The sequence below is a fragment of the Mesorhizobium sp. M0018 genome (assembly GCF_040323955.1).
In the GTDB taxonomy this organism is placed as follows: Bacteria; Pseudomonadota; Alphaproteobacteria; order Rhizobiales; family Rhizobiaceae; genus Mesorhizobium.
Genome location: NZ_JAMYVL010000046.1, coordinates 1 through 13754, shown reverse-complemented (window position 1 = coordinate 13754; position 13754 = coordinate 1). Strand labels below are relative to the sequence as shown.

The following is a 13754-nucleotide window of genomic DNA, read 5'->3' as shown; positions in this document are numbered from 1 at the left end:
GTGTTAACTTCCATTGTGGACGCTCCCTCTCTTACGGTGGCTGTCAAACACCACCATTCTGGCACATCGATGCCGTCGAGGGGGCGTCCACCCCATCACTATCTGTCCAGGCGCTCTTCATAGGTTGGGCTGGACTTCCGGACACTCCTGTCGCGCCTTGTGGCGACCGGGCTTGAAAGAAGCCAACCAGGTATCTGTAACGTGCCTTGCGAGCTGACGTTGGGAAGTTTCCCCGAGCGAGGCGAATAGGGAGCAACGGCCATGGAGCTCAAGGCCGTCCGATCGCTGATCGGTCTAGCTGCCCGCATCATTGTATGGCCCATTCAGCGCAGGAGCCGATCTATCTCATTAGGCACAGTGATCCCTAGCTTGGCCGACCGATCCACCGCACAATTTCATAGGCAGGCATCGATCGGCGAAAGCCCTTCAGCGTCAGTTCGCCAACGGCGACGGACTCAACCAGGGATTCGACGGCACCAACGACCCGCTGGCTGACGAGAATCTGGCGTGGCCTGGCTTCCTCGCATAATCGGGCGGCGTGGTTCGACACTGTGCCTATCACTGCATAATCGGCGCGCTGATCGAAACCGATCCGCCCGATGGTTGCATGGCCTCGGGCGATGCCGATTCCGAAGCCGAGCAAGTGATCGCGCTTGCGCCATTGCTCCGAATGCTCGTCAATCGCATCACGCATCGCCGTAGCCATGCAGACGGCTCTCTCGGTATGGTCGGCGCAGGGCAGTGGATCGTTGAAAACCACAACGATACCGTCGCCCACGAACCGCTCAAGAGTTCCCTCGTGGCGGACGATTTGTTCACCAAGACAGGCGTGATATTCGCCAAGCACCGCCATCACCTCCTCGGGTTCGGCAGTTTCGGCGAAGGCTGTAAAGCCGCGTAGATCGCAAAAGACAACGGTCACCTCGCGACGGTGACTTTGCAGAAGCGCGTCGCCATTTCCCGCCGCAAGGATCAGGTCGGCGACTTGCTCGGGCAGGAAACGCCGGAGTCGGCCCATTCGCTCGATCTCGATCACCTGATCCGCCAGGGTCTGCTCGAGCGAGCGGTTCCAATTGGAAAGCTGTGCGGCCTGTTCCTGGAGGAGTTGGGCCTGACTTGCGACGGTATCGTGAAGCGCCTTCTGGCGAAGCATCGAGCGCACCCGCGCCAACAGCGCCCTGTGCTCGAAGGGCTTTGTCAGGTAGTCGTCACCCCCGGCGTCCAGCCCCTCGACAAGATCACGCGTATCGGCCTTCGCGGTGACGAGGATGACCGGAATCGCCTGCAGCGAGATGTCCTGCTTGAGCAGGCGAACCACGCTGATACCGTCGAGCTTCGGCATCATGATGTCGAGCAGGATCAGATCCGGCGTGAGTTCGCGAGCTTTTGCAAACCCCTCTTCACCATCGGCGGCGGTCGCCACTTCGTAGCCATTCGCCTCGAGGCGCATGCGCAGGATCTCGAGGTTTTCCGGAGTATCGTCGACCGCGAGAATTCGGGGCGGATCATGCAAGACGTTGTCTCCTTCAGGAAAGGAACTGCCGAACCATTGCGAGCAGCTCGCGCGGACTGAAGGGCTTGGCAATGTAGCCATCGCAACCTGCAGCAAGGGCTTTCGCCTCATCACCCGACAGCGCGTAGGAGGTGACGGCGATGATCGGGATGTGCCGCACCGTTGGGTCAGCCTTGATGCGGCGGGCCGCTTCATACCCGTCGATCACCGGGAGCTGAATGTCCATAAGGATCAGGTCTGGCCTGTGCGCTCCCGCTGCAGCGATGCCGGCGGCGCCGTCCGCCGCCTCGATCAGTTCGTATTCGGTGGTGGCAATGAGATCGCGGATGATCTGGCGGTTGTCCTCGGTGTCTTCCACCATCAGGATTCGTTTGGTCATGCCGCCCTCGCGTCCCCATTCACCCGGATTGGTATCTTCAGCCGGAATGTCGATCCTGACCCGAGCACGGACTCGACGTCTATGGTCCCACCATGCATTTCGACGATGCGCTTTGTGATCGCCAGGCCGAGACCTGTGCCACCCTTCTGCCTGGTGCTGCTGTTGTCGACCTGCTGGAATTCTTCGAAGATGAGAGCCTGGTCCTTGGACGCGATGCCGGGACCCGTATCCCGGACGGTGATCTCGAAATGTCCGTCTACCGCGCCGGCAAGAATGTCGACCGCACCCGTTTCGGTGAACTTGACGGCATTGCCTGCAAGATTGAGCAGGACCTGCGTCAAACGGCGTTCGTCCCCGCGGCCGATTGGAAGGTTCTCGGCAACAGTCGTTGAAAGCTCAAGACCCTTCGCTCGTGCCAGCGGCTCGACAGCCGTAACGGCCAATCGAACAACCTGCGCGACCGAGTAGTCCTCGATCGCCAGCGTGAGCTGGCCGGCTTCGATCTTCGAAAGGTCGAGTACGTCGTTGATGAGCCCGAGGAGGTGGCGGCCGTTTGCCTGCACGCGCGCGACGGTCGTCTTCGCCTTGTCCGGGAGTTCGCCGTAGATGCCGTCGACCAGCAGTTCTGTGAAGCCCAAGACCGAATTGAGCGGTGTCCTGAGCTCGTGGCTCATATTCGCGAGGAACTGGGACTTGTGGCGGCTGGCGGTCTCCAGCTCCCGGCCTTTCTCCTCGATCTCGCGGAACAGCATGGCATTCTGGATCGCGAGCACCGATTGGGCTGCGAAGGTCTCCAGCAGGTGGACGACTTGCTCATGGAAGGCACCTGGCTTGTGGCGCCTGACGACCAGTGCACCGACGATCTTGTTGGGCCTCAGCAGCGGAACGATCAGGATACCGCGATATCCGGCATCGACGATCGTCTTTCTTACAAGGAAGGATGAGGTCTCCTGGCCGAGGTCGGGAAACTGCACCGGCATGCAGCGCCCGGGTGCGTCGCCGATCCCCATGTCGGCCAGCCCGATCGTCTGGTGTGAGACTGCGGCGATAAGCTCATCGCTCATACCGAAGTTTGCGCGCGGACGGAATTGCTGCCGCGTGCTGCTGAACACGTAGATGGTGCCAGCATCCGTCTCCGACAACTGGACCGCTTTGGCGACGATTGTTTTCAGCACCGTGTCGAGATCCAGCGTCGAATTGACCGCCTTGCTCACCTCACCAAGCGCCTCGAGCTCACCAACAGACGCGGCAAGCTCGCGCGTTCGTGACTGCACCGCCTCGAAGAGCCGCGCATTCTCGATGGCGATCACCGCCTGGTCGGCGAATGTCTCGACGAGCGCGATCTCCTTGGGATTGAAAGATTGCGGCTCAACCCTCGTCATGACGAATACGCCAACGAGATCACCTTCCCGTAACAGCGGAGCAGCGAGGACGGTGCGGAATCCGCCGGCCTCAGCGATCAGGGCAACGCGGTAGTCCGGATCAGCGGTCACGTCTTCGATTTGCACCATCCGCCGTTCTTCGATTACGCGCCCCACGGCGGAGCCCCGGCCTGCGGCAAGCGCTGGAAGTGGATTGGCGTCGACATAGGCGCTGAAACTGGGCGGGTAGCCATGCGTCGACACATAGCGGAATACGCCATCCAACAACTGCACGATACCACCCTTGTCGGCACGGCAGAGCCTGACAGCCGATTCCACCAACGTATCGAGCACAACCTGCAGATCGAAGGTAGAGCGGCTGATGACCTTCAGAACGTCTGCAGTGGCTGTCTGCTGCTGAAGGGCTTCATCGAGCTGCTGGGTGCGCGTCTCAATCTCCTGATACAAGCGCCCCAGCTGGTCGGAGGTCTGGTTGACGTTAGCGGCGAGCACTCCAAGTTCGTCGCGATTGGCGACGGCAACGTGTTGGGCGAAGTCGCCGGCCGCTATCTGACTGAGACGCGTCTCGATCTTCTTGACCGGTTCGATCAACGACCAGGAGATGATGTAGCCAAGCGCAAGCGCGAGCAGGATGCTGCCCACCGCAAACGAGACTACGATCAGTCTGGACGTGCCGTACGCACCCTCGCTCGCTTCGATGGCCGCCACCATGTCGGCTTCGGCCATGTTGACCAGCTGGTCTGTCAGCCGCTCGAGGCGGTCGGCCGACGGCATGATCTCGTCCAGCTGAACCTTGCGCGCTTCGTCCGTGCGACCGGCGCGGACGAGCTCTGCCACGTGCGTCACCCCGGCCGTCAGCCGTTCGTACTCTTGCCTGACCTGGCCAAGCACTTCCACTTCGGCTTTGGCGACGAACTCCATGCGGTCGAGGTCATAGCCAAACTGGTTGAGCTGGCGCAGCGCCCCATCCAGCATCCGGTTGTCCTGAAGCAACAGGGCGGTGGAGATGCCGTAGAGCTGGGTGGTCGTATCGTGCTGCACCTGGCGATAGGCCGCGATCCTGCGCTGCAGCTTGATCAGCTCGTTGGTCTGATCGTTGACCCCACTCAGCACCTGCAACCCGACGGCCCCGAGCACGATCAGCAGGCCGACGATCGACAGGAACGCGATCAAGAGCTTGGTCTGGACGCGCGCCGGCAGCCGGGCAACCCAGCCAACGAGCCGGTTCGTTATGCTATTTGGATTCGTCCAAGAGGCTGACAAGGTCATCCCGGAACTCCTCCAAGTCGAACCGGACGCCAAGATACTGTACTCGCAAGATGCCATTGGGGTCTACGAGCGACGTCAGCAAGGTATGGTCGACATCTCCGTCCACCGTTTTCTTCGCGATGACGCCGTATTTCCGTCCAACCTCATGGACAATCGCCGGATCACCGGTAAGAAACGACCAGCCCTTCAGATCGGCGCCAAAATTCTGTGCATATTCCTTCAAAACATCGGGCGTGTCGCGCTCCGGGTCGACGGTGATCGAAACGAAGGCGATTTGGGGTCCGAACGCATTACCCAACTCCTCCTGCACGCTGGCCATATGGGCGGTCAGCATGGGGCAGACGTCGGTACAGTGCGTATAGATGAATGAGACGGCGACCACCTTGCCGCGAAAGTCGTGCAGCGACACGCGCACACTATCCTGCGATACCAAGGTAAAGTCCGGCGCCTGTCCGATCGTCGGCAGGCGCTCGTCGTGCCGCGCGTCGTGCGCGTGTGCCGGCCCGGCCATCAGCGCCAGCACCAAGATGCGCGCCGGCCACTCGCTCACGTTTTCATCTCGCGCTTGATCTCGTTGAGGAGGCGCCAATCCGTGCCGTTGGCGATAATCTTGCTAGGGCCGGCCTCAATGAAGCCGACTTCGTTCATCCGCAGTGCGTAGAAGCGCATCGTGTCTTCGGGGTCGAACTCCCGCCACACGTCGTAGCGCGCTCCGCGCAAGCCCTCCAATGCATAGTCGTATCGATCGGTGAACTTGCCGTCGACCGATAGTTGCGCAGCCAGTTGCGGATCCGACACGCAGATGTCGGCGCCCTTGAGGATGGCTCGCAGCACGCGTTTGGTCGCCACCGGGTGTCTGTCGACATAGTCCGCGCGGCCGGCAAGCATGCAGCAGTAGTGTTGCGACCATGGCCGGTCGACGGTCGTATTAAGGATCGTGTGGCCGACCTTCCGGACGCGCTGCTCCTGCGGCTCGGGTGGCACCGCCAGAAAGGCATCGACCTTTCCTTCGTTAAAGAGTTGCATCGAGCTGACGTCCGGGTTCGCGACCCACTTGAGATCGGTGGCGGGATCGAGACCGACATAGGCGGCCATGAGGGTCACGAGCACGTGCGGAGCTGACGTCAGCGCGAACACGCCCACCCTCTTGCCCTTGAGGTCGGAGATGCTGTTAATGCTTTCGTTGACGATCAGTTCGAGGCAGCCGGAGTGCAGGCCGGTGACCACCTTTATCGGCATGCCGGCTTCGATCGCCATGATGTGCGCTGGCGGAAAGTCGGTGGCGAAATCCAGTTCGCCGTTTGCGAGCATCGCGAACGGATCGGAGTCGACGGCCAAGTCTATGTAGCGTACATCGGTGAACCCTTCGGCGCGCAATAGCTCCCCGGCGATATTCTTGGGTGCTTCGCAAAGGGCGCGGAACGTCCTTGGCAAACGCACTGTCGTGGTCTCTGGCGCCGGCTCGGCATGAGCCAATGTCGGCACTTTGACGAGGACCGCGGCGCCGACCGCCGACAGGCCCATCATGAAGTGGCGGCGGCGCTGGACAATCTCCATGTCACGTCTCCTCTCCCCTCGGCACGAGCAGACTCAGCCTTTCAACTCGCGCTTGACCTCGTTGAAAAAGCGCCAATCCGTGCCGTTCGCGATGATCTCGTTTGGGCTCGACTTGACAATCCCAGCTTCATGCAGCCGCAGCGAGAAGAACCTCATCGTGTCCTCGGGATCGAAGTCGCGCCAATTAGAGTATGGGAGCTCGCGGAGCGACTGCACAGCGTAGTCGTATTGTTCCGTGTGTCCGCGATCCACCAGAAGGCGTGCCACCCGTTCCGGTTCAGCCGCGCAGATGTCGGCCGATTTGATGATCGCCCGGATGACCCGCTTGGTGGCGGCTGGATTTTTCTCGGCATACGCGGCGTTGACCGCCAGCATGCAGCAGTAATATTGCGACCACGGTCGGTCCTTGGAACTGTCGAGGATGACGTGGCCGACTTTGCGGGCGCGGAGGTCTTGAGCCTCAGGCGGAAAAGCCAGGAAGGCGTCGACCTTGCCATCGGCGAAGAGCTCGGCCGGCTTTGCCTCGCCGACGATCCATTCGATGTCGCGTTGCGGATCGAGGCCGACATAGGTCGCCATGGCGCTGACGAAGATATGTGGATCCGACGATAGATTGCCGCCGACGCCGACCTTGCGGCCCTTGAGATCCGCGATGCTCTTGATGTCCTCGCGTCCGAACAACTCGTAGCAGCCGACATGCACTCCGGAGATCACCTTGATCGGTGCGCCAGTGTCGACCGGAATGATTAGGGCCGTGGCAAAGTCAATGCCGAAGTCGATGTCCCCGCGCGCCAGCATCTCGGTCTGGGCGATACCGGCCTCGGCGGCCACGAAGCCGAAATCTGAGAACCCCTCTGCGCGGATCAGATCCTCGGCGACGTACTGCGGAGCGATGCAGATACCAGGCGCCGCCGCAAAGCGGGCGGTCGTGGTTTCAGGTGCCGCTTCGGCGGCGGCCGCGTTGCGGCCCTTTGCAAGACCCGCGGCTGCGAGCGCAGACAGGCCTGTAAGGAAACGGCGACGGTTCTGGACAATCTGCACGAGTCTCTCCTTCCCTTGAAAAGGCAACGCGTATTGGCGATAGGTCTACGTCTTCAGCTCTCGCTTTAGCTCATTGAGGAAGCGCCAGTCTGTTCCGTTGGCGATGATCCTGTCGGGTGTGGACCCGATCAAACCGATTTCCTTCAGCCGCAGCGCATAGAAGCGGACGGTGTCAGTTGAATCGTAGTCCCGCCATTTCCGGTAGGGCAACTCGCTGATCGCTGCGAACGCGTCATCGTAGCGGCTGGCGAATCCGCCCGCGACCAAGCGCTCGGCAACCAAGGCCGGCGCGGCGGTGCATAGATCCGCGGCCTTGAGGATGGCGCGCAGCACCCGCTTGGTAGCAACCGGATGCGCGGCCACAAAATCGCTGTTGCCGGACAGCATGCAGCAAAAATATTGCGACCAAGGTCGGTCCACTGTGCTGTTGACGATCACGTGCCCGACCTTGCTGCGCCGCAATTCCTGCGGGTCCGGCGGAAAGCCCAGGAATGCATCGATTTCGCCCCGCGCGAACAGCTCCTTGGGCTTGACCGCCGGGTCCACCACCCAGTTGATGTCGCGCGCCGGATCGAGCCCGACATAGGCGGCGATGCTGGCGAGGAACAGATGCGGCCCCGAACCGAGCCCCTGGACGCCGACGTTCCGGCCTTTCAGATCGACGACGCTGTCGATCCCGTGCTTGGCAAACAGCTCGAAGCAACCGGGATGGACGCCCCCGAGCAGAGTGAGCCGCGCACCGGAGTCCAAGGCGACGATCGAATTTGTCACGAAGTTGAGGCTAAAGTCGATCTCGCCATTCGCCACCGCGGAGGCCGTGGCCGCACCGGGGCCTGCCGCGACATAGGCAACCTCGGTGAAGCCCTCAGCGCGCAGCAGGTCCTCTACAACATACTGTGGCGCCACGCAGATGCTAGGGATCTTGGCCAAGCGAATGCGTGTGGTCTCCGGCCCTGGCTCGGCAAGAACTCGAGTTGGAGCGCCGACGAGGCTTGCGGTGCCGGCAGCCGTCAGGCCGGCCAGGAAGCGCCTGCGGCTCTGAATGATTTGCATGTCTACGTCTCCCCTCGAGACCAGATGGGATCAGGTTTTCAGCTCACGCTTCAACTCGTCGAGGAAGCGCCAGTCCGTTCCGTTGGCGATGATCTGTTGTGGGCTGGACCTGATCATGCCGGTCTCCTGCATGCGCAGTGCGTAGAACCGCAAGGAGTCTTCGGGATCGAATTCCCGCCAGCGGTCGTACCGAATGTCCTTCAGAGTTTGGAGCGCGTAGTCATAGCTGGTCTCAAAATCGCGATCGACCATCTGCTGGGCCACACTTTCGGGATCTGACACGCAGAGGTCGGCGGCCTTGAGGATGGATCGCAAGACCCGCTTGGTCGCCACCGGGTATCTTGTCACATAGTCCGTCGTGGCCGAGATCATGCAGCAGAAATACTGCGACCACGGGCGGTCGACGGCATTGTTGAGGATCGTGTGGCCGATCTTCTTGGCGCGCAGCTCCTGCGGCTGGGGCGGCGTCCCGAGGAATGCGTCGATCTTCCCTTCGACGAAGAGTTCCGTCGGCTTGACGTCGTTAGTCAAGACCCATTGGATATCGTTCACTGGATCGAGTCCGACATAAGCGGACATGAGGGACAGCCACACGTGCCGCGAGTTGTTGAAACCGTTCACGCCCACTCTCTTGCCCCGCAGATCCGTGACGCTGCGAATGCTCTCCTTGGCGATCAGTTCGAGGCATCCCGAGTGCAAGCCGGTCAGCACCTTGATCGGCACGCCGGCGGCGATCGACGCGACCTGGTTCGGCGCAAAGTTCACGGAGAAATCGGTCTCACCGCGTGCGATCCATACCGATTGGTTGACGCTTCTGTCGCCTTCTATGTAGCGGACATCGGTAAGACCCTCGGCGCGCATCAGTTCTCCGGCGATGTACGCACCTGCCCAACAGTAGGAACTACCGACCCACAGCGGCAGACGAACCGTGGTCGTTTCCAACGGCGGTTCCGCGTGGAGTGACCCTGGAACACCGACGATACCGGCAGCGCCTGCCATTGCAGCGCCGGCTAGGAACCGGCGGCGGGTTTGGATGATCTGCATCAGAACGCTCCTCTTCCGATTGGCAAAAGCAATACTGGCCGGAACCGAGGAAAAGAGGTTTCAGCAGAGGCAGATGGTCTGGTGAGCGCGACGAGTAGTTGTGGAACCTAGCGCGCCTAGTCCGATGCGAGAGTCTTGCGCTCTCAGTCGCCGGCTCATTTATTAGCAACAGACGATATGCCACGATACGCCCAATTTGCGTAGGTAGCGAGCGCAAAACTTGCTACGCCGAACGTCCCGCCAGCGCCTCGCTGTCATGGAGACTGTTTACGGGGTTGCGAATGGCCAGTTCAAGTTTGCTGCGGCCGGACCCACCCGCTGAACGTCCGCTATCGTTCTTCGGACGCCAAAAGCCGCCATTCCGCTGTCGGCCCCAAAATATCGAGACGTTCGTACATCGGCGCACTGCGTCAGCAAGTGGCGCGTTGTGCCGTTTGGAATGGATGCCTTGGGGCAAGATCGCTGATCAATATAGGGTCAAGCAGCATAGGATTGCAGTCTGGAACGCGGATTTCGGATCATTGACGAAGCATAAGGCAAATGAGCCGCCGATGGAGAAATGGCTTTGGCCATCGCTCGCACAAATACAATCTGTACCAGAGCGTGGCCGCCCACTCGCAATGGAGCGCGTCACCCACCTCCTGAACTGAACTGAACTGATCCGGTCCGCCCAGCTTCACGGCGCGGCCCAGCTCCGCTCGCCGGCCATCTTGGCGCGGGTACCTGGAGCGGCATCATCATTCTCATGGTTGAGGTGTGGGTTAGCTGTATTGACCGCCAAAGCGCTCATGACAGGGCTGGGAAGCGGGTGACTGATCGCGGTCGCCGTTGTGACTGTCTGTCCATCCTAGCTACGCCCATGGCGCCCTCGAATGGATTGGGTCTGACCGAAGACCGTTTTCGCTTGGCTCAACCTCGATCGTCTTCCCGCAACGACGGCGCTTCGTTTTCTTCCCCTGGCCGTACCACCCCACCCGGCACACCTGGCGGGGACCCCGGTTTGCGTCCATTCCTCGCGGCCCAAGAAAGTCTCGCGGCGCCGTCTTCCACTTCGTTTCAGCCACTTTGGGTGCGGCCCGATCGTCCCCGGTCTCAAGACCACCATCGAGGCCGCGATAGGCGCGGCCCGAGAAACAGAAGGAACCATCACAATGGCGACGATCGGCACATTCTCCCGCACCGCGAACGGCTTCTCCGGCTCAGTCAAAACCCTGAACCTCAACGTCAAGTCGGTGACGTTCACGCCAGCCGAAGGCGACAATGAAAAAGGTCCGGACTTCCGCATTTTCGCCGGCGCCATCGAGTTCGGGGCGGCATGGAAGAAGACCTCGCGCGAGGGCCGCGACTATCACTCGGTCAAGCTCGACGATCCGAGCTTCCCCGCTCCGATCTATGCGAGCCTGGTCGAGACCGAGGGCGAGTTCTCGCTCATCTGGTCCCGCCGCGCCGGCGAGTGATCTGAGCTAACACAAAGCCCCGCGCAAGGCGGGGCTTCGCCATGTTCAGGTTCGCCACTGACCTCTATCTGGTGCAGCACGCTATGCTTTGACGGGTGTCTTGCGCGCCTTCTTCACCGGCGACTTGACTGCCCTTGCGGCTGTTGTCGCTGCTGCCGCGCGAGCAGCTCGTTTTGGTTTTTCTGCCGCAGCTGTTTCTGGCGCTGCCGCCTTGCGTCCCAGGCCTATTGATTTCGCCAGGGCCGAGCGGGTGGCCGCGTAGTTCGGCGCTACCATCGGATAGTCGGAGGGCAGGTTCCATTTCTGCCGGTATTCGTCCGGACTCAGATTGTAATGCGTTCCGATATGCCGCTTCAAGGATTTGAACTTTTTCCCGTCTTCCAGGCATATGATGAAATCAGGTGACACTGACTTCTTGATCGACACCGCCGGCTCCAGCTTGGCTGCGGTCGCAGCCACAGGTCTGCCGATCCCTTGCAAAGCGACATAGACATCCCCGATCAACTTCGACAACTCGCCGACCGGCAGCGGATTGTTCGAAACGTAGGCGGAAACGATGTCGGCGGTGATTGATACGAGATCAGCCTGGTCGCTTGGGTCTGGAGAAACGGTCATCGAGTTTTCCTCTTGTCTGACGGCTCTAATAGCGCGCGTTGAAACGGATGGGCTGTTTATTGCCAATCAGGCAAATAATTCGTTGTTCCGCAACAAACCTCATTCGTCGCAAATATCAAGCCGGCAAGCTTTCGCTTCCATCGTTCTGCCCGGCTGCGGACAGAGTTGCTGATAAACCGGTGAAAGCTGCTGCACCGCAGATCGAGCGATGAACATGCGCGTACAATCTTTATCCTCTCGGCACTTGGCGGCGCGGTCCTCCTCGCGGCGGCGGCGGTGAATTGGAGCTTCGGGCGCAATTCATCTGGAACGCGTCGGCGACGTTCAAGTTGCCTGAACCTGTTCGGGCCAACGGGTCCGGCAGGCACATTTCGGGCGGCGTGGCGCTACATCTAAACCGCGCCTGGGTATAGTCGAGGATCTCGCTAATGCTCTCGCAGATGCTGGGCAGGGTGCCGCCGCAACAACGCGCGGCGGATGATCGGGCAGCGGCCCGCGCTTTGGTTGCGCTTTTCCGGGTTCGCTACGGCGCGGAGTGATGTTCGCGCCTTCGCTGATATCGCGTTCGATGTGGTCGGGGTCCATTGCGCTCGGAATCCGAGAAGGGATCCATCTTTCAGCTGCTCCTGGATCAGTATGGCGAGCCCGTCGAGCCTCTTGACGGTCGGTATGACCGAGCGCCAGATGCATCTTCACACCCGCCGCAACGACGATCATGATGCGTTCTCCCTTACCGCGAGATGCCGCTTGACTGCATCCGCATTGCTGCCGACGGACGCAAAGACGCGCCGCCCGTTGTCCAGTCGGACTGCCACCATGCCGTCCGGCGGCCGCACGAGATTGCACAGGGGAGCCGTCGCCGGCGTTCGTTTTTTCGCCCCATGGATGAGCGCAACAGTTGCCAATTGCGGCGTCTTGCGAGCGGTCAGGCCGAAACTCGACACGCCAGCGGAAGGCCGTGCTGGTGGCGACTCCATGGCGGCGGCAACCTCCGCCACTGACACCAGGCTTCTCCGTCTCCTGCACAATCGCCTGCTTCTGCGCGTCGCTGAAGCGGCGCCGGTCCGACCGCCCGTCAACCCGCAGTCTCAAGCGATTGGCGCCGCACGCAATCAGCGCTGCTTAATTGAGCCCGGGCACTCGGATGCAACAGAGATCGCCAGTCCAGTTCGAATTCGAATTCCTCAAGACGAGCGCGCCATTTGCGCAGCGCATGGGGGCGAAAGCCCGAGCGCCACGGCATATTCGGCAGGCCCCAATCCGCTCCAGTTCATCGCCTCCACATGCATGCCCCAGAACGCCTGCAGAGCAAATCGGATCGTGTCCGTACGCACGCTGTAGCAGTAGCGGCGCGGGCTCTTGCGTCGCTTCGGCGGCCCTTTCTTGCCCCGCTTTTGCGGCTTTCCCCGCGCAATTTCCGCAGATATTCCGCACGTTTGCGCCGATCTTCCGCGCTCACCGGATGACGCACCCACAGCTTGAAAGTCGTCATCGAAAGCTTGCGCCGGCGGCAATATTCCTCCACCTCAAAACGGCCCCCGATACCAGGTCGCGACATGCGTCGACCAGTACGAGTTGTCGGCCTTGTCCCAGGAACGACGAGGCACCGCCGAAGATCCTCCTCGATAAGAAGGAACCCCACACGTTGCGAGATTGCACTAGGTGTGCAGGATCCGGACGGTTACAGAGTGCGGAGAGGGACAGCAAGATAAAGCGAGCTGGCGCTCGCCTCGCTTCGCTCGTAAGTGCTTGTCTGCACATTGTTTTTCCTGCCCGTGCCGACCTCAGGCAGAATGACGTGAGGTGCGGGGCTGACAGGCTATGGCTATGCTGTTGATCCGAAACGCAAAACTATCGTGCCGCAGCGATGTGCGATCCGCCATTCTTCGCCGCAGCAAGTCTTTGCGCGCCGTAGCACGCTCTGCGCTCCGGCCATCTTGAAGCACCAAATCCGACTCCCGATGCTGTCGTCATGGCAGCTCGTGACAGCGACAGATTCGAGGTTCGCACCGGCCGGATGCGGCATGGTGGCGCGCCGGTCAATTCACGGACGCTGCCCTTCGTACGCCAGGTCGAGATTGCCATCCGGAAGCAGGGCGGCGATCCCAACCGCATCGGCGCAAGCAGCGGCGGCGGAAAGGGAAGTGGCCGCTTCAATGCCCGCGGCCGCGGCGGCAAGCTGGCGGCAGGGTTGCCAAGGGATGGTGGCGGGTGGAAGCAGGACGGCAATGGCGTCCGCTTTCGCTCCCGCCGCGTCGTGGTAAAGGCGCGCGTCGTCAAGCTGCCGGGGCGCGGCAAGGCGAGCGGGCGCGGCCACAAGTTCATGACGACGAGCAAGGCCGTCGATGCGCATCTGCGCTATCTCCAGCGCGACGGCGTCACCAGGGACGGCGAGAAGGGCAGGGTGTACTCGGCCTTCGACGACGAGGCCGACAGCAAGGCCT

Annotated in this window: 11 protein-coding genes and 1 pseudogene; 2 read left to right on the top strand and 10 right to left on the bottom strand. The window is 61.3% G+C overall.

Annotated elements, in window-relative coordinates:
• Positions 1 to 364 precede the first annotated feature (364 nt).
• The 8 genes from NKJ81_RS31470 to NKJ81_RS31435 are packed head-to-tail and all read right to left on the bottom strand — an operon-like array spanning position 365 to position 9238.
• Positions 365 to 1513: a response regulator gene (locus NKJ81_RS31470; protein ID WP_352542846.1), complete on the bottom strand. Its 1149-nt coding sequence runs from the start codon at positions 1511 to 1513 to the stop codon at positions 365 to 367.
• Between the two features lie 13 nt (positions 1514 to 1526).
• Entirely contained in the window at positions 1527 to 1892 is a 366-nt protein-coding gene (locus NKJ81_RS31465; RefSeq protein ID WP_352542845.1) for a response regulator, read from the bottom strand.
• Positions 1889 to 4543, bottom strand: coding sequence for a GAF domain-containing protein (locus tag NKJ81_RS31460; RefSeq protein ID WP_352542844.1), 2655 nt, complete (start codon positions 4541 to 4543; stop codon positions 1889 to 1891). Before NKJ81_RS31460 ends, NKJ81_RS31465 begins: the two co-directional genes overlap by 4 nt.
• Positions 4509 to 5093 (bottom strand): SCO family protein, encoded by a 585-nt coding sequence (locus tag NKJ81_RS31455; protein ID WP_352542843.1) that lies wholly within the window; start codon positions 5091 to 5093, stop codon positions 4509 to 4511. Before NKJ81_RS31455 ends, NKJ81_RS31460 begins: the two co-directional genes overlap by 35 nt.
• Positions 5090 to 6100, bottom strand: a complete 1011-nt coding sequence (locus NKJ81_RS31450) for an ABC transporter substrate-binding protein (RefSeq protein ID WP_352542842.1) — start codon at positions 6098 to 6100, stop codon at positions 5090 to 5092. The genes NKJ81_RS31455 and NKJ81_RS31450 overlap by 4 nt, the downstream gene beginning before the upstream one ends.
• Positions 6101 to 6133: 33 nt before the next feature.
• Positions 6134 to 7141, bottom strand: a complete 1008-nt coding sequence (locus tag NKJ81_RS31445) for an ABC transporter substrate-binding protein (RefSeq protein ID WP_352542841.1) — start codon at positions 7139 to 7141, stop codon at positions 6134 to 6136.
• A gap of 45 nt (positions 7142 to 7186) precedes the next feature.
• Positions 7187 to 8194: an ABC transporter substrate-binding protein gene (locus NKJ81_RS31440; protein ID WP_352542840.1), complete on the bottom strand. Its 1008-nt coding sequence runs from the start codon at positions 8192 to 8194 to the stop codon at positions 7187 to 7189.
• 30 nt (positions 8195 to 8224) lie between these two features.
• A complete protein-coding gene (locus tag NKJ81_RS31435) occupies positions 8225 to 9238 on the bottom strand; it encodes an ABC transporter substrate-binding protein (RefSeq protein ID WP_352542839.1) in 1014 nt (337 codons plus the stop codon).
• Between the two features lie 1151 nt (positions 9239 to 10389).
• Between NKJ81_RS31435 and NKJ81_RS31430 the strand changes: the two genes are divergently transcribed.
• Entirely contained in the window at positions 10390 to 10695 is a 306-nt protein-coding gene (locus NKJ81_RS31430) for a DUF736 domain-containing protein (protein WP_352542838.1), read from the top strand.
• Between the two features lie 81 nt (positions 10696 to 10776).
• On the opposite strand, the gene NKJ81_RS31425 is transcribed toward NKJ81_RS31430, so the two are convergent.
• A complete protein-coding gene (locus tag NKJ81_RS31425; RefSeq protein ID WP_352542837.1) occupies positions 10777 to 11310 on the bottom strand; it encodes a Ros/MucR family transcriptional regulator in 534 nt (177 codons plus the stop codon).
• 324 nt (positions 11311 to 11634) lie between these two features.
• Complete coding sequence (locus NKJ81_RS31420) at positions 11635 to 12402, bottom strand: transposase (protein WP_352542836.1); 768 nt, start codon at positions 12400 to 12402, stop codon at positions 11635 to 11637.
• A gap of 880 nt (positions 12403 to 13282) precedes the next feature.
• Between NKJ81_RS31420 and NKJ81_RS31415 the strand changes: the two are divergent.
• Positions 13283 to 13754, top strand: a pseudogene (locus NKJ81_RS31415) (DUF3363 domain-containing protein); the annotation flags it as partial.